Source organism: Pontibacillus sp. ALD_SL1 (assembly GCF_017355605.1).
The window spans coordinates 916908-936492 of sequence record NZ_CP062974.1 but is presented as its reverse complement, the minus strand read 5'-3'; the positions used below and the strand labels follow the sequence as shown (position 1 = coordinate 936492).

The following is a 19585-nucleotide window of genomic DNA, read 5'->3' as shown; positions in this document are numbered from 1 at the left end:
TAACCACCTTTTTGGTTTGTTTAACTTATTATCTCGAATTCAAGATAATTATATAACAGAATCAGGAAGAGGTCAACTCAAACGGCACAAAGGGGCGGGTTCCTCGTTCCTTCAATTGCAACACCACCTACCAATCTCTTAGGAATGCACTAACATCCGTCAAACAAAGGCCAAAAGCAAATACAAACAAAAAGCTTACAAGGATCACAAGTCCATCACTTAAAGTAGGTTCACCACCGCCTGAGACTAGTGGCATCCCTATAATAAATGCGAGCAACCCAATCACCATGGCAGCAATGCCTCCATATCTAAATTTCTTCTTCACCCCCACACACCTCCATTACGTCAGTTTGTAAGACTTTTACCATTTGGGTGAGGATTGAAACCTTTAGACTCTATGCAGGTCGAGTAAGACTGAGAGAATGTCAACCACCCGTGGATGTTGAAATGAAAGGGATAAGGGATTTTGTTTTTGATAAAACTGTACATTTGGTAAAATATTGATAAGATTCGTTTAGGAGGGGAAAGGATGTATCAGGTAGGTCCTGATTTCGATAACGGAATATTGCTTTTCACCGGCTTGTTTCTCATAAGTGCGATTATAGCTGCGTTATTTCTCGTCTTGTTTAAGACGTACGCAGTAAAGAGTAAAGAGCGGTTGATGGTTATGGTGGCTATTTTTCTATACTTCTCAATCAGTTCAACTATAAGTGCATTTACACTTTCTATGACTCTTGGATTTATGTATATTGCACTTTATATAGGAGTGGCTGTTGTGATGTATAACACCAGCAGGAAACACATGAATGTGAAGACAAATTAACAAACGAACAAAGCCCCCTATAGTAGGGGGCTTTTGTGTTATGCGATATGTTCGCTCATCGTATTACATGTATGTACCACTCAATCTACTTGTGAACACCTTAGCGCTGACTCTATTAAGAAAACTCACTGCTTCCTCCGTTGAATGAAATTTGAAAGCATACCCGTATTGAATCAGGCTTTTACCGGTATTTTGTCTTTTGGGGAATTGGAGGAACGAGGTATTATGGGTTAACCCCTCAGATTGATCGATCAATTCCTGGTCCGCTTCAACCGTTTTTGGATTAAGAGCGAGTGTCATTTCCTTATATGGAAGCACGTAAGCCACTTCCCCTGTTCTCGCATCCTCAATTTCGATTGATTTCGTCGTCTCCTTTACGATCTTGTATCCATTCTCTCTCAATACATTCATGACCTTCTCCATTTTGGCCTCCTGTGATGTGAAAATTTTTACTAAAATGTTCGCATACATCTTATCACGTTTAGTTGGAATATTCATGAAGGGGCCTCTGCAAATGAACTAAGAATCAAATGGAACTCTATTAATATATAATTTTCATCAACCATTGTATAGTTCCTAGTTTTCGTGTCCCCCCCATATCAAGCGCAACCCCATATCCATCAAACAGTTGATAACAATAGGTTTCATATTGCCTTTTTAGGGTAACCTTCCTTCAGGGGGAATTTAATGGAACTTCTTAAACTTTTAAAAGAAGAAAACTTTACTAGAATAAGTTTTCATGACGAATATAATGTCGTGCAATTCTCTAACCTCCTGGAGTTGACTTCTAATGAACAGCTAATATCTTTCATGGAAATCACCCCAGTAAGATTGGAATACTATCCTTTCGAGATCAAGCCCCATATCATTTGTTATGATGAACGACGTTCTAAGAAGTTCTTTCTTTTCCGTTAGCTACCCAAAACCTGTGGCTAACTTTATTTTTACCGGGACTCTTTAGTTAAGTTTTACGCTTTAGAGTACCGGTTCTCCCTATCATTCTATTCCGCACCGAGATCCTCAATATCAATCCTCTATATACCCGATAAACCCATCAAAAGGGAAGAACTTCCGCTGAAACTCTCCCCGATCCGTTTTCACCTGAAATACATAATACGCCCGATTATAACTCCGGTTGGTATACCAGTCATACTGTTCCTCAGCACCCTTCTCCACATACGTTACGGCTACATTTTCATAACCGTAGCTCGGGTCACGATACAAGTCTTTCATATAGTCATGGGCTGCTTCTACACTAATATCAAGCCCACCCCCACTAAATCTTTCTTCCTTATAATCATCTAACAGCCATTCACCGTCTTCATTCTTAAATGTATAGGTGACAAGCATACCTTCAGATAGATGATTTGATAATTCTGCTGTTTGAAAAATCCGTTCATCATTCGTAGCTTTGATCACTTCAAAATGGAGTTCATGCGCTATGCTATATGGAAACATGGAGGAATCACAAGGGTAGCACATCTCAACCTCAAAGTATGGCTTTAATGTATCTTGAATAAAGCGCTTAGTGGCAACTTCCCTAAGCTCACCTTCTATGTCAGAGAAGTCCCCTGGTGATAAAGTTTCCTGGTCCCATCCGCTTACAAGTATATTTCGAATGGTTGAGTTGGTGGATTCAACTAAATCAATATAAGCTTGTTTATCTTTTGAGGAGGGTTCTTCTATTGTGAATGACATTGTAATGTCGTCTGTCATTTTTACCTTTTGACTTGAAGCGACATCCGCAATGCGCAGCACATAAGATTCACCAGCTGTATACCCTTTTGCGGGCGGTAAAACTTCTATCTTTTCCTCACCGGCCTGCTTAACCGTCACATCAACCTTTGTCCCACTTTGATCCTCAACGGTAATCCCACTGCTATCCTGATCATACACAACAGAAGTATTGAATGTGATCGTCCACTTCTTATCTTCCGGAACGACTTTCCCGCTTCCTGCCCATTCCTTCTCTTCAGCAGCTATAATACCTGCAGACCCAAGTAAAAGAAAAAATAATACACTCATAAACGTGAAACCTTTTAAGCTTTTGTTACGCACAGATCGGTCCATTTATTCCCCTCCCTAAAATTAAACAAGCATAACAAGTGTATGTTTGTTTTGTTTACAGTATGTCTTCAAGACGCACATGAGTAGAAGTTCTTCCTTATTTCAAGATAGGCATCCGTTTCCCCAAGAGTCACTAAGGGTATGTTGTGTAGGGAGATTTAAGTAGAGTTTTATAGAGTTCGTTATTACGTATTGTCTGAAATAAAACCAACATAACCAGACAAGAAAGGATGATGATCAAGATGAATCTTAGAGGTAAAGTTGCACTAGTAACAGGAAGTTCAAAAGGATTAGGAAAGTGCATTGCCGCGAAGCTTGCCGCAAATGGTGCGAAAGTTGTCATCAACTACAATAGTAATGCTAGTAAAGCAGAAAGTGTTGTACATGATATAAAGACAAATGGCGGACAGGCCATTATGCTCCAGGCTGATATAACAGATGAACAAGAAGTGACGAAGCTTGTTCAAAGTGTAGAAAAAGAATTCGGACAACCGGTTGATATCCTAGTCAACAACGCAACAGGCCCCCAACCAGAAAAATCTCTAGAAGATGTAACCTGGCAAGACTATCTCGATCAGCTCCATTTTTCCGTTAAATCACCCCTGATTCTGACAAAGCAAGTGATGAACGGAATGAAAGAGAATCAATGGGGACGCATTATTAACATTGGCAGTGAAGTTGTTGGTTTAGGAAACAGCCACTTCTCCAATTATGTGACAGCCAAATCATCTGTCATCGGCATGACACGCTCATGGGCAAATGACCTTGGTGAATACGGAATCACCGTAAATGCCGTACACCCTGGATTTACCCCAGTTGAACGCCACGGTGACGTTACCGAAGAAAGTGCAAGTGGTTATATTAACCAAGTACCCTTGAAACGGTTAGGTAAACCAGAGGATATCGCCGGAATGGTCCATTTCTTATGTAGCGACGATGCTTCATTTGTGACTGGGCAGAATATGAATGTGAATGGCGGGAATACGTTTGGAAGTTAATTTTAGTTAACGCCATCAACAATATATATAAGCCATAAAAACTAGCCAGTCTTTTGGACTGGCTAGTTTTTTATATCGTAAGACCTTTACATTCCCCATTACCCAAACTGCCTATTTATGGTAAAATCTCACCATGTTATTTTCTACAAGAGGTGGTTTATTTGAAAAAGCCCTACAAAATTTCACTTATGTTAGTTGTACTCTTCTGCCTTATTGTGGCTAGCATCAAAATTAATGAGGCCCTGAAGTTTCACGAACATTATGTTCAAATAAGTAATGGCATCATACACTATGAAACGGATCAAATTGTTCAGGCTCTCAGAGACAGCTTAGATTCCGGAGAAGTGCGTAGCGAATCCATAAAAGAAATCGTGCAAAGCGTAGATAACCTGAACAGTAAAATGACAGAGCTTAGCCCTTATATTGATTTGAGAACAACCAATACCTTTAAGGAATATGAAGGAAAGCTCGATTATATTAAGCATTATTTCTTTAAAATCCAGAAGTCTGACCGCTTAAGTGATGGGAGCTACACTCTTAATCAAGACCAAGAGTCTAAAGAATATTTCCAACGGGTCTTGAATGATTTCGAAAAGCTACTTGCCACCTCAAATCGATACGGAGAATACGATACACTCGAAGCGTATTACAACGAGGTTGAGAGTATGAACACAAGTGCAATACGTCGGTTAGGAGATCAGTTTAAGTTTGCTGACTGACATGGGCCACAGGTCCAGGGGGACAGGTTCATTGTCCCTCAACCTTCATACTCCCTTTCTTAAACGAATAAAAAAGAACCCCCATTAAGATGCTGCACGTAGCGAGTCACTTAAATGGCGTTCTCGATACAAAAAAGAAAGAGGCTCTCCCTCTTTCTTTATAAAAACCGCTTCCGTATATCCTTCGACGGCAGCATGCAGCTGTCTTTCTTACCAAACCACTTATACCGGTTCTTAGCGAATATCTCATAAGCAGCATCCCGCACAAACTTAGGAACGATTGCAAAGAACCGAAATGCTTTCCACGCACCCTTTAAATGCTTACATACACGTAAGGCCGCTGAAGATTTTGTATAAGCACGTCCGTCTTCAATCAGAACAAAACTATCCGTATCAGCCGGGATCTCGTATTTCTTCAACAGATCCTGCCCCACCTCACTCTGCAACGAGGCAAAAGATAAATACCCTTCTGGATCTCGTTTAATGATGAACTGGACGCTTTGGTCACAGAAGTTGCACTCTCCGTCAAATAATACTATACCGCTCATTGGATCACCTCCGGCTGTTTTTTTCATGATAACATATAAAGGAAATCATGTGGAATAGGCCCCTGCTTGATATAAAAACGTAAGAGAATGAAAAGAGATTAATACAGCGAATATTCTTCAATCAACAAATAAGGAGAGACTGGAGGACTGTAATAATATCCTTGCCCAATGGTACACCCATATTCCTTAAGTAGTTCCACATGTTCTTTCGTTTCGACTCCCTCGGCTACCACAGTGAATCCGAGGCTATCACCCATTTGAATGATCGCTTGTACAAGGGAGTCACTTTTTCCATTACCCATTTTTTGAATGAAGGATTGATCAACTTTAAGTACGTCTATGTCCATATCCTGCAAGGCACTAAGGCTCGAATATCCTGTTCCAAAGTCATCCATAGACACCGTGACCCCTAATGATTTAAGTGCTTGGATCACTTTAACGCTCCGTTCCACCTTTTGAACAATTGATTCTGTAATTTCGAATTCAACTAAACGTGGATTAAATCCTAATCGATCAAAAATCGCACTCGCTTTTTTCACGAAATCTACTCGTTCAAATTGTTTAGCTGATATATTGACGGCCACAGGAACTTGCACTTCCCTATTTTCATTAATACGCTGAAGGATTCGGCACGCTTCTTCAATGACCCAATCGCCAATGTCATGAATTAAGCCTGTTTCCTCGGCTACCGGAATGAAGTCAAGAGGCGATATCGTTCCTAATTGTGGGTGATTCCAACGAATCAGCGCTTCATATCCAATTGTCTCTTCAGTTATGAGGTCCACCTTCGGCTGAAACAATAAGCTAAATTGTTTTTCCTTTAAAGCCTTCCTTAACTCTTGTTCTATATGGGCTTCCTTCTCACGCTGCTCTCCGATAAACGTTTCATAGAACCAGTATGTATTTCGACCATTGTCTTTGGCATGATACATAGCTGCATCTGCTTTACGTAGTAATTCTTCACTTGTGACTCCATCTCTTGGGAAACGACTAATCCCAATACTTGGCGTTGTATACACCTCTTGTTCTTTTAAATCAATGGCTTCTGAGAATTGTTCCATCAAATCGTTTACTTTTTGTTCAACTATTCTCCGGTCCCCATCGTTTACAACAACAATGAATTCGTCCCCTCCGTATCGGAATAAGGATTCCTCAGAAGATATCGATTGTTGCAAGCGCTTGGCGATGTGCTGAAGTAGTAAGTCTCCATACGAGTGTCCTAATGTATCATTGACGTTTTTGAACCGATCGAAGTCAATAAATAATAAACTCATTTCTTGCTGCTCACCTTTATTCGTCTCCAATTTATCCTTTAAAAAGCGATTCATCGCATGTCGATTTCCGAGCGACGTAAGCGAATCGTGATAAGCCAGATGCTGAACATCTTGTTGGGACTTAATTTTATCTGTAATGTCATTCCTAATGGAAACATATTGATATGGCTTTTGCTCCTCGTCCAAAAAAGGCACAATGGTCATATCCAACCAATAGAAATTTCCGTACTTCGATCGATTTCGAACAATCCCTTTCCACACTTCCCCAGATGTAATCGTGTCCCACATCTCTTTATAAAAAGAAGCGTCGTGATACCCTGAATTTACGATTCTGTGGTTTCTCCCCAGAATTTCCTTTCTAGTATACTCAGATGATTCCTCGAACCGATCGTTCACATATGTAATTCGCCCCTCAGCATCTGCAATGGAGACAATCGTAGCTTCATCAATCGCAAACTTTAACTCTTTTAATTCTTTCAACGTTTTCTTTAGATCTAATTCTGCTCTTTCTTTTTCTTTCATCACACGTTTGTTTTCGGTGATATCTTTTGCAACCACAAGAAGTACACTTTCTTCCCCGAACAATGTTTTAATACCTGAAAACTCAACGATGATAGATGTATGATGTAAGGTCATTAGCTCATACTCCTTAAAAGGCACATGCTCAATGATCCCTTCCTCTATCTCTCTCAAACATTCTTCGGCTTGCTCCTGATTCTCACTTGTTACAAACTCCAACACGTTTCGCCCTGAAATCTCTTCAAGACACCCTGCCCCTAACATTTGCACAGCATTGGAGTTGGCGTACTCCACTTGGCCATTCTTTATAATGACGTTCGCTACTGGAGAAGCATCAATGATCTTCTTGTATTCTTGATCCTTCTCTTTTTCTTTTGTGATATCAATGGTAACCCCGTTTATTTTCACAACATTCCCGTGATGATCTAGTACAGGGTGACCTACCATCTGCACCCACTTGATATTCCCAGATTGATTATAAATTCGATATCGAACCGTCTCGTCAAATCCATTTCGGGTTCGAGAATCAAAATATAGACCAATCGGCCGATCTTCAGGGTGAATTGTTAAAAACCATAAGTCCGTCTGTCTCTCAAACTCTTTTCTAGTCACCCCATAAATACGCTCGCATCCCTCTGACATAATCACCTTCCCCGTTGCCGCTTCCCATGTCCAGATCATAGTCTGCGTATTGTCGAACACATCTTCTAAACTCTTAGCAAAGTAATTGGCTTTATCGTATTGATAGCCTAAATAATAGACGAAAAATGCAAGTCCTACGGTAACGATCCATTCTGTAGTTTGAATGGCTTCTCCGTTTAATAGAGCCTTTGAGTAAAAATAGGCTTTAATAAATACAAATATAGTAGTGGCTAGGATGCGTCCCATGTATGCCATATCTTTGCCCCTCCTTTTATAAATTATAGTATAACACCCTAGCCTGCTTTATTTTCTGAATCTTTTTTGACTATTTAACCCCTAAATTAAAAGAAGCTTGTAACCGTTAGCTATTATTATAAACTAGCGGTTACAAGCTTCTTTTTGAAATGGTTTCGACTGGGCTCGAATTATTAATAAGACAAGGAACCGCATAATCTGTCTCAGAGCTCCCCGACAAACTTACCCCTTTTTTAAAGATTCTCTTTTTTCTATTCCTTCTTATATCAAACTATCAAATATACACATTACCCCATTTCAAAATAAACACACAAAAGTCCTAGTACGAGCATCTCTTTAAATTCATAAGATATTAAATAAGGAGGTGATATAATTGTTAGGATGTAATTGGGGACACAGTGATTATCCAAGCACTTGCGGTTCCTACACTACCTGTGAACCTTTAACATATTTCAGATCACATCCATGCGAGGGACAAACATATGAAGTTTATAAAGCATATACAACATGCCTGCCTACACTTACAATCCAAGCTCGTGGTGGTGCCGGAACACCGAACTGCCCATATCAATTAGTAGTAAAGCAACTAGATAAAGAGCATACGATTGAAATACAACCAAGAGAATATCGTACGTTTACTTTTGACTGCGTTAAAGAAATAAGTGTTATGTGTGCTGATAACCCTTCAAGCATATGTAACATCTCATTAACAATGTATATTTCAGGATGCATCCCTAGGTGTAAAGAGAAAAGATAAAAGACCCTTAAGTAGATACTCTTGCAGGAAGCACAGGGACGGGTTCACTGGATCAGTAACTTTTGTGCCAAGTACCCGTCCCCGTGGTACTTTATTTGCTCATCATATGTATAATCATTACTTTCTCTCCCTTAGGAAGCACCAGGACGGTTTTGGTACTTCCTTACCTTCATTTCTAAAACATTTTATCTCAAGATCTTCCCTACTAGTAAACCTTTTATATCATTCAGGAATACATATTCCCATTTCTGTCCTGTTCTGTAAAGTAGAACCTTGATTGGTTACAGGACAACAAGAACTGTCACTATGCTCTCAGGAACAAGCTGAAACCCTCCCAAACGAAAATACGGGATGCGATAGTAAGAAGACCATGATGGTAGAACGTAAAACACGCTCAGAAAAATTTCTGAGCGTGTATCTTCTTCGATTACTTTTCACTTCGAAGAGCTGTCCTGTAAGAGAAAACTTCTGCTGTCATGATTCCATGTTTAACAGCAGGGTCTTGATTCATAAATTCTTCTGCCTTTTCGTCATTACCTTCCTTAAAAACCACAATCCCAAAGCCTTTGTCATCTTCTCTGACTGTCTTACCAGCAGTGATGACTTTCCCTTCGTCACAATACTCTTTCAGTCTAACAAAATGGTCACGAACAAGACCTTCATCCTTTTCCGTCCAATTTTTTTCTTCATGTAATCGAGGTATAAGCTTCAATATGTAAATGTATTCTCTCATTTAACCACCCCTTTCATTCCAAATGGTAAAAAAATACTTACTACTATATTAAACAGTATCCATTCAAATCGTACCCCCCCCGGCTGGTACGATTATTTATAAGAAAAGGAAGCGCAAGAACCGTCCCTGTGCTTCTACCTGTGCTTCTAAAAACCATAATTACTCTTCCATTTCATAATATCCACGGTCTTCCCCGTAATACTGGTTATATCGTTGCTTAAACTTATAGAATAGATAAGAACCAATTACCTTTACGATTGCATAGCCCGGAATACCAAGAATCACACCGACAACACCAAATAAATTACCCGCAACCATTAAAACAAGGATGATCGTTAATGGATGAATTTTCATAGTTCTACCCATGATATTCGGAGAAACGAAATTCCCTTCTAAAAATTGGACTGCGATCCATACAATGACTAGCTTTATAAACATAAATGGGGAGCTAACAATAGCAATGATAGCAGCTGGAATAATTGCAATGGTTGGTCCTAAATAAGGCACAACACTTGTTACTGCGGCGATAATGGCTAATGTGAATGCATAATCAAGACCTATGATCAGGTAACCAATGAATAATAGAATTCCAATAACAGTAGCGACAATAATCTGTCCTTGGATATATGAGCCAACTTGAATATCAATATTAGTTAAGATCTGTTTCGTATCATCTCTAAATTTCGGTGGAAATAATTTAATGATAAAACGTCGAAACCTTTTACCATCCTTTAATAGGAAAAATAAAATAAATGGAAAGGTTACAATGGACACAATCGTAGTTGTAATCGTACTAGCGACATTCTGTACCCCTTGAAAACCATTTGAAATATAAGTTCCAATTAATTGTGGCAATTCACTTAACCTTTCCATTACCCAGTTATAACCATCATCATAATATGGACCTAAAAATGAACTTTGTACCCATTGAGTCATCGCATCTCCTAGCTGTTTTAGATAATCAGGGAAGGTTTGAACTAAATCTTTGATCTGCGCTTCGATAGATGGAGCAGTTAACAAGATCATTCCAGTTAAAGCACCACTAAAACCTAGAATAAGAATGATGACTCCCCAAATTCTTTTAATCCGTAATCTCTCGAGCAAATCTACAATTGGATTAAATAGATAGTAGGCTATGAATGCCAGGATTATTGGAGGTACTATAGTAGATAAAATGACCGCTAGTGGATAAAAGATAAATGATATTTTAGTGTATATATAAATGGTTATTCCAACAAGAAGAAAGAAAGCTACTATGTAAAAAAAGGTTTTACCACCAATTAATTTTAAAAATCTATTTTCCTCCATCTTTAAATACAGCTCCTTTAAAAGTAATGTGGAAGCGCAGGAACGGTTCTGGCGCCTTCTATTTTCGTATCTAAACATTTTATCTTACTATCTCACATTATACTGAATCTTTAATACAATCAGGTAGAACAAAATATATATCCCTATTTCTATGCTCTTCTTGAAAAGTAGAACTATAGATCAAAGAAGCACAGGAACCGCCCTCGTACTTCTATGCTCGGCGGTGCTAGTTCTTTAAAGAAGGAGCTGTCTACTTGACAGCTCCTTTTTGTAATAAGTTAAAGCTAAGATAACATATAAGGTAGCAATCCCATACAACCAACTAATATTATGCTTAAAAAAGCGCACTTAATGGGTATTGATTTTATATAACCTTGTTCTTCCCTGATAGTTTTCCCACTCAGCCTTCCTCTAGTTGTTTCTGGTAACATAAGTCCCCCCTTTTCTTTCTCAAAAGTTTGTAAATTAATTTTATGAGGTTCTCTTTAAAAAGTTCAATTAATAAGTTGTATATTCCTCCCAGTGATCCTTTATTTAAACTAGGGAGGCATGGGGACTGTTCCATTGCTTCCTAATATGTGTCGAAAATATGTAACGACCTCACATTCTAAGTCTTCTGCTTTTATACAATAGCTAGGGTAATAGACTGATACTGGTCATCTATTATTCTCAAACATAGATGTATTTTAATCATTTATGAAACAAGACCGTAAACAACCTGTTTCATTAAACCGCCTTACTGGGCGGTTTTTATCTAATGAGAGGTGTTCTTCAAACACGCGTGAATATGAAGAGAGGGAATCTTTGCTCATAAAAAAATCCCCAGAACCATTCAGGCTCTAGGGATCTCACGTATGATTCCGACTGGGCTCGAACCAGCGACCTCCACCCTGTCAAGGTGGCGCTCTCCCAGCTGAGCTACGGAATCCTGGGAATTATGTAATTTTACAATTGTGTCAGACAATTATTATAATACGAAATCTCTTATAGAAAGTCAACTCCTTTTTTCTTCATTTATCCAGTTACTAGCTTGATAAAATCACCCCTTTTTACATAGTTGCATAGATTGCAAGCATTTGTGTCACACCATAACTCCGTCCTGTTTACACTACTACAAAAGGGGTGAGGGGCATGGAAAGGGAAACATTCGGAGCATGGGTCGTTGGAAATGTCCTTCAAGGTACAGGAAGCGCGTTCCTCGCTGATACGGAAGAAACGTTCACACTTAACAAAATCGGAAACATGATCCAGGCTACCGGAAACTCAACCGTTGTGAGCGGATTGTTGTTTCCTGTAAGCAGACAGACGAGCCTCACTCTTCTTATTAAAGGAAACCTGCTCCAAGCCTTGGGAAGTGGGACATCCCTAGCTGATGCCTTGAACGAGGAAAGAGTGCTGAAGGTCGGGAGTTAAAGGGCCGAGATGCTCAAACCCTTGAATCCATCGGCAACTGGATACAAGCAGTTGGCTCTTATTTCTCCCTTCTGGAAACTCGACCAGACCTTTAATAAGCATAAATAAAGAGGAAAGGACAATATACCTGCCCTTTCCTCTCCATTAAGCACTGACTGCCTGATTCGCCTGTCGTTCGTTTCGCGCAGTGCGCAAGCCAATTAACCACGCTGCGACTTGAATCAAAAGCGCGACAATGACAAGAATTCCATCCCAGAAGTAAAGATTTGTGAACGTATGTTGCGTCATATTCTCAAATGCTTGCTGCAACCCATAAAGGGACGGGAGGATCTGGAAGTAAACGAACAAAAAGGTCGCTACAGCTCCTCCAAACATATAGAGCATCGAAAACCACTTCGCATGCTTTTTCTCATGAGGGGCTAAACGCTGCCACTCGTCCTGACGCTTACGAAGAAACACCTTTTGCAAGAGAACAAGACTATGCTCATGAAGCGCCGACGTGTTCACCCAGTTGATCAGTACAAAATACATATCCGTTCTTAAGAAGATAACAAATTGACTGATTACGCCGAATAAGAGAAAGAACGTGACCATCTGGGCAAAAGAAACGATAAAAGCGATCGGCACGAATAGTTGAATTAAAAGACAAGCTAAAATCATAACCCCATCCCAGGCCATTCCCGCCAAATACGGAGTATATCGCTCTTTATTTGCCCTCGACCAAAGTCCCGACATATCTGTTTCTGCTACGAGAAAGATCATGCGCAAGTTTAGCTGAACTTTTGTTTTTACGCCGAGCCTATTGGCAGCTAATACATGCGCAAACTCATGAATGATCGTTGCAGCTGATATGGTAAATAAAATTAAAATTGCACTAAGACCGACTGATTCAAACAAGAAGGCATCTCTGAAACTAGGGAATAAGGAAGGAGAAGAAGCAATGAGGAAGACAGCAGCCACAGCAGACAAGGTGTAGAACACCATTAGTGGCTTACTAAAAAGAATGCTGCCTGCCTTTTGCAGACGAGGATTCACCTCACGATCTACTTCTTCATTTAATACCACACCATTGATCTTCAGGATAAGACCCATCTCAAGAAGCGTTTCAGCAAAATCCAGTACATCGACTTCTTCTCCGTACTTCGCCTCTACGCTCTCTTTCACTTCTTCGATCGCCTTCTCTCCATCAAAACCTCGGACCACATCAGCTGCTACTTCCGGCACACGTATGAACTCCCCCAAAACAGGATCTCCAATCGTGTACTCCTCCCCGTCCTGCTGGATCGATAAATGGGTACAATCCAGACAATGCTCTTTTACCAGGTTACCCATGAACGACCCTCATTTCATTTGCACATTCAATGAGTTCATCTAAAGTTGAGATCTCTTCTATGTGATCTTGACTGCACGTAGGACAAGTCGGCACCCTGGTAAATTCAAAATCGCTCTTATTCAGTTCCATGGTTTCTGTATTTAACTGTGAATATGGCTTTGCCAATTCGGCGTAGCCTGTTAGATGTTTTACAACTTCAGATGTAAAGAAGCCTGTGAGCATCGAAACATGAGGCGCAAATCCAGTATTTCTTCTTGAGAAAACTTTATTGTACACCGCTTTTAATCGGCTTTCTTCAGAATCTTCCTCCGCCAGTCCGTTAATAAGACGGCAATCATAACATGAACCAGAAGCAGGATCGAGCCGTTCCCACATGACGATTTTATTCAGGAACCCTCCTTGATAAAACGGAATTCCTTTTATGTAACAAGCAGCATTCACCCACCTGTTGGCTACGATAGCAGGCGTATCGATCATACTCACAACGATGTCACAGCCATCAATGATATCTAACAAATCGTGATGGGACGTAATTTCTCGGTTATACATTTGTACTTTCACATCAGGATTAATCTTCTCGACTTTTTCCTGTGCGACTTCTGATTTCAATCGGCCAACGTCCTCTTCATTGAAGATAAACTGACGATTCAAATTGCTGCGACTTATTGTATCAAAGTCTACACCACGAATCTCACCTACACCGAGCCCAGCAAAGTAAGCTGTTGTTAAACAACCTCCTCCAAGACCGATAACGGCTACTTTCGCATCCTTCAGACTCCCTTGATACTCATACTTACTTTTCGATAGGTTCGAATAACTTGAATAATAGTTTAAGTTGGCTTCATATCGCTCAAGTTCAGATGCAAGAAAAGAGCCTGGAACTTCAGCAGACTCGAGAAACCCAAGTCCATCAAGTGCCCCTATCGCCTCATTTACTTCTTCTTCTGTAATCCCTAACTGAATCGCAACTTCTTCATTGGTTCGACTGCCATCCAAGAACTCAGTAAGTTTGTAAACCAATCCCTCGGGATCATTGATGATGGTACGCTGTTCATTCATTCCAACCTCTATAGCTTCCTCTAACTGAACCACCGGTCTTAACGTTCTCTTAAACGCTACATTCATTCGAATCCCTCCTATTATAGAAATAGGGCCGTACATTTTCATATACGGCCCCTGTAATCGATCTTCCTATTTAGTACACCTGCCGTTACACAAGGCGGTCCTTAGCCAGCATATGGAGGCGGCACAAGAACAGTTGGCTTGAGCTTTTCCGTCTTTTTCACTTCAATTTTCATGAAGATGACCTCCTTTTCATATAGATTGGTTAAGATAAGTATCCTAAATCTTAGCCAGCATAGTTTTGTACGTATGTCGGCTTAAGTTTTTCAGTCTTTTTCACTTCGATTTTCATGAAGAATACCTCCTTTATGATAGATTGGTGAAGCTGACTACGCTTTACGTTTAGCCACCGTATGGCATGAATGTCGGCTTAAGTTTTTCGGTCTTTTTCACTTCGATTTTCATGAAGAATACCCCCCTTTATGATAGATTGGTGAAGCTGACTACGCTTTACGTTTAGCCACTGTACGGAATGTATGTTGGCTTAAGTTTTTCGGTCTTTTTCACTTCAATCTTCATGAGTACTCCTCCCTTCAAGTAGCAACCTCTTATGTAATGGGCTGTACTTTTGATCTGAGTTAATCGTACACAATATTCTAACTTTTTTGAATAGTTTTACTACTTAACGAAATATTACAGATTTAAGACTAGTAATTACTCTTTATGTTTAAAACTTTTGTCCTCAGACAAAGATTCAGACGTAAAATCACCACTAAATCTACACTTCTAACCCCCTTATTTTCTCCCGAAAACAGAAGAGTCTACCACTACTAGAAAACCAGCAATGATAGACTCAAAGACTTAGAAATATAAAAAAGGGCCTGGCCTCTATCAGAGATCTCACTCTAATTATGAGCCATGGCCCTTTTTGACTTTTTAATTTTTATTATAGAGTTTTAGCTAACAGAGAGACCTTAGCTAACAACCTCTTCATCATTTAACCCAGCAACATCAGTTTCGTCTCCAGCTACATCGAAACCACCTTGAAACATGCTAAAACCTAGCGTTAATAGAATAGCTGCTACTATAGTCGTTAACTTTTTCACGAAAAGCCCTCCTTGATTAGTCTAAACTCATCATACCTAATTATCGGATTATTTTGAATAATTATGGAGCAAAACAAAACATTACAAAAATATATAAAAAAACTGATCATTTCAAAGGAGAGTTTTGCGTCACTTTTATCCTCCCCATAAAGTAAGGCCACATCCTATTCATTAGACAGTACTTAACTGAATCTCTTTCTTCATATAAGAAGCAGCTAATTTATATTTCCTCTTCTTGTAATAATAATCACCTAGACGCTCATAGAGACCTTTTAACTTATTATGATCTTTCCTTCCTTCTAATTCCTTAATTAACTCATTCATACATCGTTCGAAATCTTCAGACCTTCCCTCTTTCTCAAAAATGAATGCTTCTAACTCTTTCAAATAATATTGATCTTTTTGCGACAGGCATTGTTTCCTAGCATGAGAAAGGACAATTTTCGCTTCTTGAATCTTATTTCGATCTATTAAACTACCAACTAATGAGTGATATGGAAGAATAATATTATGCATATCATTAATATTAACCTTAGCTTCTATAGATTTCCTGAAATAATAGATGGCAGCCTCGTAGTCACCAAGTTGTTTATTGATTAATCCACAATTATGATGAATCCGACTCTTTAACTTCTCATTATTTGTCATAGTGACAATTTTTTCTCCTTTGAGAAGATACTCCATTGCCGTTTCACATTCATTCATATCCCAATGTATAGCACCTATCATATTATACGTTTCCCCTAATCGATCCCATTCGAGCTTTTGTTGAAACACTTGAAGGCACTCTTTTGCTGCTTCAATGGCCTTATAATATTCTCTGCTTTGCTTATGAAGCAAAGAGATATTATAGAAGAATAAGCCTTTCTCTAATTCGTCCTGTGTTTGTGAGACAAGCCTATAATAGTGCTTTAGGCTAGCATGTATATGATTGTGTTGAAAGTGATACAAACCATAATAGTAGTCATAGAACGACAAAAACACCTTATCGTCTAGTGTCTCCCCATCTTTTATATAAAGGTTTATTAATAATTGAATTGAAGCCATTTCTTCTGTATTGCAGCCTGATTTCATAAAATGGGCACCTTTAATGAGTGTAAATAACAATTCACTATAGATCCCCTTAGCGACTTGATCCTCCAGAGAATCCAAATGATTCAGCAGACTCTTTACTCTAGCACCATCACCTATAATGACCGCATCTTTCAATTCTATAATCTGGTCGATTAAGGCCGTATCCATGTATTCGTACTCCAACAAGTAAGCCTCATCCACCTCAAGCTTGTCCGCAAAAAGCACAAGAATATCTTTAGACGGGACGTACTTACCAGACTCAATATTGCTAAGATGAGTAGCTGAAACCACCCCAACACTTAGTTCGTTCTGTGATAATCCCCGCAATTGCCTTACGTATTTAATCCTTCTCCCAATGTGCACCCAGATTCCCCCATACCATAGTGGACTAGTTGTATATGCTCAAAAAAAGATGCTGAAAATTCCAAAAATATTTCCTTAGTATTAGTTTAACAAACATTTTGTTCTACCGAATCAGGAAGGAAGACCCCTTTTGCGGTAGGTCAATAGAACCATCACCGATGTTCATCAAATAGGAGCACGCAATTTTAAGGTGAAAGTTTTAACTTACATTTCATTGACAACTCACTCATAAGAGCGTAATATATTCATCAACAAAAAGTTTGAAAATTAACTCTTCTTATCAAGAGAGGTGGAGGGACTGGCCCTTTGAAACCTCGGCAACGGGTTCTGATGTGAATACCGTGCCAATTCCAATCAGGTGAAATCCTGAAAGATGAGAGAGCGGGACTCGTATTCAGAACCCTCTCATCTCGTCTCAAGGACAAGTTGAGGGGGTTTTTTATTACCTTCCTTCATATATATAGAAGGAAATTGGACGCGTAACTTTTAATTCCAAGTAACTTGGGTTGTTTAATCTGATATACTATTATAAAGAGGAGCTGAGTCAAGTGAGGTACGGATATTGGTTACCGATTTTCGGAGGGTGGCTTAGAAATGTTGAGGATGAGAATATGCCCCCGACATTCGATTATGCCAAGAAAGTCATTCAACGAGGGGAACAGTTAGGATTTGATACAACCCTTATTGCGGAGTTGTATTTAAATGATATAAAAGGAACCGATCAGGATTCCTTAGAAGCCTGGACAACAGCAGCAGGCCTGGCAGCTGTGACTGAAACTACAGAAATTATGGCCGCAGTCAGACCTAATTTTCATAATGCAGCAGTAACAGCTAAAATGGCCGCGAACATTGATCAAATCTCAGGAGGCCGCTTCACGTTAAATGTCGTATCCGCCTGGTGGCAAGAGGAAGCCAAACAATACGGAGGGTCGTTCACCGCACACGATGAACGCTATGATCGAACCGATGAATTTCTTTCAGTGTTAAAATCCCTTTGGACAAAAGAAGAACCCGTTAGCTACGACGGGAAGTTTTATTCCATTGAGAATACCCACCTTCATCCGAAACCTATTCAAAAGCCTTATCCAAAGCTTTACGCAGGTGGTGAAAGTCCACGTGGAAAAGAAACGATCGTCAATCACTGCGACGCCTACGTCATGCATGGTGGCACGGTCGATGAAATTAATACGAAAATCAGTGATATGAAAGCAAGACGCAGTGAAGCCGGGCACGAGCCCTTCCAATCTTTTGGAATGGCTGCTTACGTCATTTGCCGTGATACAGAAGAAGAAGCACTCCAAGAATTAAACCGGATTACAGATGTGAAAGACTCAGGCGCTTATGCAGGATACAGTGACTTCACTAGTAAGTCACAGCTTGAACAACAAGTCGATCTACAAGATTACTCCGTTTCAAACCGGGGACTTCGCCCAAAACTGATCGGCACACCAGATCAAATTGCTGAACGTATCTTACAATACGAACAAGTTGGGCTCAACCTACTCCTTCTTCAATGCTCTCCGCAACTAGAAGAGATGGAGCGCTTTAGCCGGGACGTTATGCCACTCGTAGAAGAGAAACGCACACACTTCAAGGAGGTACCACAATGACAAAGATATACGTGTTACATGAAAATGATGAATGGACTGATCACCTAACAGGACGCTTAGAGGAGCTCGGCTTGCCGTTTGAGTTATGGCACTTAGACCAGGGAACGGTTGATCTAACAGAAGAGCCACCAGAAGGAATTTTCTATAACCGAATGAGTGCTTCTTCTCACACTCGTGATCACCGCTTCGCACCTGAATTCACAGAAGCTGTCCTCGCTTGGCTCGAACGCCACGGCCGTACCGTTGTGAACGGCAGCCGTGCTTTGCGCCTTGAGCTAAGTAAAGTGAATCAATATATGGCCTTAAATCAAGAAGGCATCACAACGCCAAAGACCATTACAGCCGTCGGGAAAGACCATATTATTGAAGCAGCTAAAAAGCTTGACCTTGCTCCATTTATTACGAAACACAACCGCGCCGGCAAAGGTCAAGGCGTACAGCTCTTCCACTCCATTAAAGCACTTGAAGAATATGTGTATGGAGACTCGTTTGAAGAACCCGTCGATGGCATCACCCTCGTTCAGCAATATATCGAAGCGCCAAAACCGTATATCGTCCGTCACGAATTCGTCGGTGGCAAATTCTTATACGCCGTAAAAGTAGACACCTCTGAAGGCTTTGAACTATGCCCCGCAGACGCCTGCACCATCGATGATCTCCACTGCCCAACCGGCACAGAAGAAACAGGCGGTGCGAAATTTGAAATTCTAGAAGGCTATTCAGATCCACTCATTGAGTCCTACGAAGCTTTCCTTGCTTCTAACAACATTAAAGTAGCCGGCATTGAAGCGATTCAGGACCACATTGGAAATGTATATACCTACGATGTAAACACAAACACCAACTACAACTCAGACGCCGAAGCCGTATCAGGCGTATATGGTATGCTTCAACTCGCTACCTACCTAGGAGATCGCCTGAAGGAACAATACCCATCCGCAGTCTCTACCTCTTAAGCAAAGCCTTACTGGCTTTGCTTTT

Annotated in this window: 18 protein-coding genes, 1 tRNA gene and 1 riboswitch; of the genes, 7 read left to right on the top strand and 12 right to left on the bottom strand. The window is 40.1% G+C overall.

Annotated elements, in window-relative coordinates; all coding sequences use genetic code 11:
- Positions 1-127: 127 nt before the first annotated feature.
- On the bottom strand, positions 128-325 hold the full coding sequence (locus IMZ31_RS04740) for a hypothetical protein (protein WP_207529438.1): 198 nt from the start codon (positions 323-325) through the stop codon (positions 128-130).
- A 204-nt stretch (positions 326-529) separates the two neighbouring features.
- On the opposite strand from IMZ31_RS04740, the gene IMZ31_RS04735 reads away from it, so the two are divergent.
- Positions 530-823, top strand: a complete 294-nt coding sequence (locus tag IMZ31_RS04735; RefSeq protein WP_207529437.1) for a hypothetical protein — start codon at positions 530-532, stop codon at positions 821-823.
- A gap of 63 nt (positions 824-886) precedes the next feature.
- Here IMZ31_RS04735 and IMZ31_RS04730 read toward each other — a convergent pair whose 3' ends face one another.
- Both IMZ31_RS04730 and IMZ31_RS04725 read right to left on the bottom strand, forming a co-directional pair.
- Positions 887-1321, bottom strand: coding sequence for a hypothetical protein (locus tag IMZ31_RS04730; RefSeq protein ID WP_242705641.1), 435 nt, complete (start codon positions 1319-1321; stop codon positions 887-889).
- 528 nt (positions 1322-1849) lie between these two features.
- On the bottom strand, positions 1850-2893 hold the full coding sequence (locus IMZ31_RS04725) for a hypothetical protein (RefSeq protein WP_207529436.1): 1044 nt from the start codon (positions 2891-2893) through the stop codon (positions 1850-1852).
- 239 nt (positions 2894-3132) lie between these two features.
- On the opposite strand from IMZ31_RS04725, the gene IMZ31_RS04720 reads away from it, so the two are divergent.
- Both IMZ31_RS04720 and IMZ31_RS04715 read left to right on the top strand, forming a co-directional pair.
- On the top strand, positions 3133-3888 hold the full coding sequence (locus tag IMZ31_RS04720; RefSeq protein WP_242705640.1) for an SDR family NAD(P)-dependent oxidoreductase: 756 nt from the start codon (positions 3133-3135) through the stop codon (positions 3886-3888).
- Positions 3889-4049: 161 nt separating this feature from the next.
- Positions 4050-4607: a hypothetical protein gene (locus IMZ31_RS04715; protein ID WP_207529434.1), complete on the top strand. Its 558-nt coding sequence runs from the start codon at positions 4050-4052 to the stop codon at positions 4605-4607.
- A gap of 158 nt (positions 4608-4765) precedes the next feature.
- Here the strand turns inward: IMZ31_RS04715 and IMZ31_RS04710 are convergent, their stop codons facing one another.
- Together IMZ31_RS04710 and IMZ31_RS04705 are read right to left on the bottom strand one after the other, a co-directional pair.
- Positions 4766-5155 (bottom strand): thiol-disulfide oxidoreductase DCC family protein, encoded by a 390-nt coding sequence (locus tag IMZ31_RS04710; protein ID WP_207529433.1) that lies wholly within the window; start codon positions 5153-5155, stop codon positions 4766-4768.
- Between the two features lie 98 nt (positions 5156-5253).
- Positions 5254-7845: a sensor domain-containing protein gene (locus IMZ31_RS04705; RefSeq protein WP_207529432.1), complete on the bottom strand. Its 2592-nt coding sequence runs from the start codon at positions 7843-7845 to the stop codon at positions 5254-5256.
- 373 nt (positions 7846-8218) lie between these two features.
- On the opposite strand from IMZ31_RS04705, the gene IMZ31_RS24740 reads away from it, so the two are divergent.
- Positions 8219-8602 (top strand): S-Ena type endospore appendage, encoded by a 384-nt coding sequence (locus IMZ31_RS24740; RefSeq protein WP_371825484.1) that lies wholly within the window; start codon positions 8219-8221, stop codon positions 8600-8602.
- A 427-nt stretch (positions 8603-9029) separates the two neighbouring features.
- Here IMZ31_RS24740 and IMZ31_RS04700 read toward each other — a convergent pair whose 3' ends face one another.
- The 3 genes from IMZ31_RS04700 to IMZ31_RS04690 all read right to left on the bottom strand — a co-directional run bounded on the left by IMZ31_RS04700 (position 9030) and on the right by IMZ31_RS04690 (position 11571).
- Positions 9030-9335, bottom strand: coding sequence for a YciI family protein (locus tag IMZ31_RS04700; RefSeq protein WP_207529431.1), 306 nt, complete (start codon positions 9333-9335; stop codon positions 9030-9032).
- A gap of 159 nt (positions 9336-9494) precedes the next feature.
- Positions 9495-10643: an AI-2E family transporter gene (locus IMZ31_RS04695; RefSeq protein ID WP_207529430.1), complete on the bottom strand. Its 1149-nt coding sequence runs from the start codon at positions 10641-10643 to the stop codon at positions 9495-9497.
- An 855-nt stretch (positions 10644-11498) separates the two neighbouring features.
- Positions 11499-11571 (bottom strand) — tRNA-Val (locus IMZ31_RS04690).
- A 203-nt stretch (positions 11572-11774) separates the two neighbouring features.
- Between IMZ31_RS04690 and IMZ31_RS04685 the strand changes: the two genes are divergently transcribed.
- Complete coding sequence (locus IMZ31_RS04685; protein ID WP_207529429.1) at positions 11775-12056, top strand: DUF6944 family repetitive protein; 282 nt, start codon at positions 11775-11777, stop codon at positions 12054-12056.
- Positions 12057-12200: 144 nt separating this feature from the next.
- Here the strand turns inward: IMZ31_RS04685 and IMZ31_RS04680 are convergent, their stop codons facing one another.
- The 4 genes from IMZ31_RS04680 to IMZ31_RS04670 all read right to left on the bottom strand — a co-directional run bounded on the left by IMZ31_RS04680 (position 12201) and on the right by IMZ31_RS04670 (position 16994).
- Positions 12201-13388 carry a hypothetical protein gene (locus tag IMZ31_RS04680; protein ID WP_207529428.1) on the bottom strand — a complete coding sequence of 396 codons (1188 nt, stop codon included), beginning with the start codon at positions 13386-13388 and terminating at the stop codon, positions 12201-12203.
- Complete coding sequence (locus IMZ31_RS04675; RefSeq protein WP_207529427.1) at positions 13381-14514, bottom strand: HesA/MoeB/ThiF family protein; 1134 nt, start codon at positions 14512-14514, stop codon at positions 13381-13383. The genes IMZ31_RS04680 and IMZ31_RS04675 overlap by 8 nt, the downstream gene beginning before the upstream one ends.
- A 911-nt stretch (positions 14515-15425) precedes the next feature.
- Complete coding sequence (locus IMZ31_RS24590) at positions 15426-15557, bottom strand: hypothetical protein (protein ID WP_256438018.1); 132 nt, start codon at positions 15555-15557, stop codon at positions 15426-15428.
- 171 nt (positions 15558-15728) lie between these two features.
- Positions 15729-16994, bottom strand: a complete 1266-nt coding sequence (locus tag IMZ31_RS04670; protein WP_207529426.1) for a helix-turn-helix domain-containing protein — start codon at positions 16992-16994, stop codon at positions 15729-15731.
- A gap of 274 nt (positions 16995-17268) precedes the next feature.
- Positions 17269-17374: riboswitch (SAM riboswitch) on the top strand.
- A 168-nt stretch (positions 17375-17542) separates the two neighbouring features.
- On the opposite strand from IMZ31_RS04670, the gene IMZ31_RS04665 reads away from it, so the two are divergent.
- Together IMZ31_RS04665 and IMZ31_RS04660 are read left to right on the top strand one after the other, a co-directional pair.
- Positions 17543-18604, top strand: coding sequence for an LLM class flavin-dependent oxidoreductase (locus IMZ31_RS04665; RefSeq protein ID WP_207529425.1), 1062 nt, complete (start codon positions 17543-17545; stop codon positions 18602-18604).
- Positions 18601-19560: an ATP-grasp domain-containing protein gene (locus IMZ31_RS04660; protein ID WP_207529424.1), complete on the top strand. Its 960-nt coding sequence runs from the start codon at positions 18601-18603 to the stop codon at positions 19558-19560. Before IMZ31_RS04665 ends, IMZ31_RS04660 begins: the two co-directional genes overlap by 4 nt.
- Positions 19561-19585: the final 25 nt, after the last annotated feature.

What these genes read in the sequence shown, in the direction of transcription:
- IMZ31_RS04735 (WP_207529437.1), top strand. Translation starts at nt 530, where the DNA reads ATGTATCAGGTAGGTCCTGATTTCGATAACGGAATATTGCTTTTCACC.
- IMZ31_RS04730 (WP_242705641.1), bottom strand. Translation starts at nt 1,321, where the DNA reads ATGAATATTCCAACTAAACGTGATAAGATGTATGCGAACATTTTAGTA.
- IMZ31_RS04725 (WP_207529436.1), bottom strand. Translation starts at nt 2,893, where the DNA reads ATGGACCGATCTGTGCGTAACAAAAGCTTAAAAGGTTTCACGTTTATG.
- IMZ31_RS04720 (WP_242705640.1), top strand. Translation starts at nt 3,133, where the DNA reads ATGAATCTTAGAGGTAAAGTTGCACTAGTAACAGGAAGTTCAAAAGGA.
- IMZ31_RS04710 (WP_207529433.1), bottom strand. Translation starts at nt 5,155, where the DNA reads ATGAGCGGTATAGTATTATTTGACGGAGAGTGCAACTTCTGTGACCAA.
- IMZ31_RS04705 (WP_207529432.1), bottom strand. Translation starts at nt 7,845, where the DNA reads ATGGCATACATGGGACGCATCCTAGCCACTACTATATTTGTATTTATT.
- IMZ31_RS04700 (WP_207529431.1), bottom strand. Translation starts at nt 9,335, where the DNA reads ATGAGAGAATACATTTACATATTGAAGCTTATACCTCGATTACATGAA.
- IMZ31_RS04695 (WP_207529430.1), bottom strand. Translation starts at nt 10,643, where the DNA reads ATGGAGGAAAATAGATTTTTAAAATTAATTGGTGGTAAAACCTTTTTT.
- IMZ31_RS04685 (WP_207529429.1), top strand. Translation starts at nt 11,775, where the DNA reads ATGGAAAGGGAAACATTCGGAGCATGGGTCGTTGGAAATGTCCTTCAA.
- IMZ31_RS04680 (WP_207529428.1), bottom strand. Translation starts at nt 13,388, where the DNA reads ATGGGTAACCTGGTAAAAGAGCATTGTCTGGATTGTACCCATTTATCG.
- IMZ31_RS04675 (WP_207529427.1), bottom strand. Translation starts at nt 14,514, where the DNA reads ATGAATGTAGCGTTTAAGAGAACGTTAAGACCGGTGGTTCAGTTAGAG.
- IMZ31_RS04660 (WP_207529424.1), top strand. Translation starts at nt 18,601, where the DNA reads ATGACAAAGATATACGTGTTACATGAAAATGATGAATGGACTGATCAC.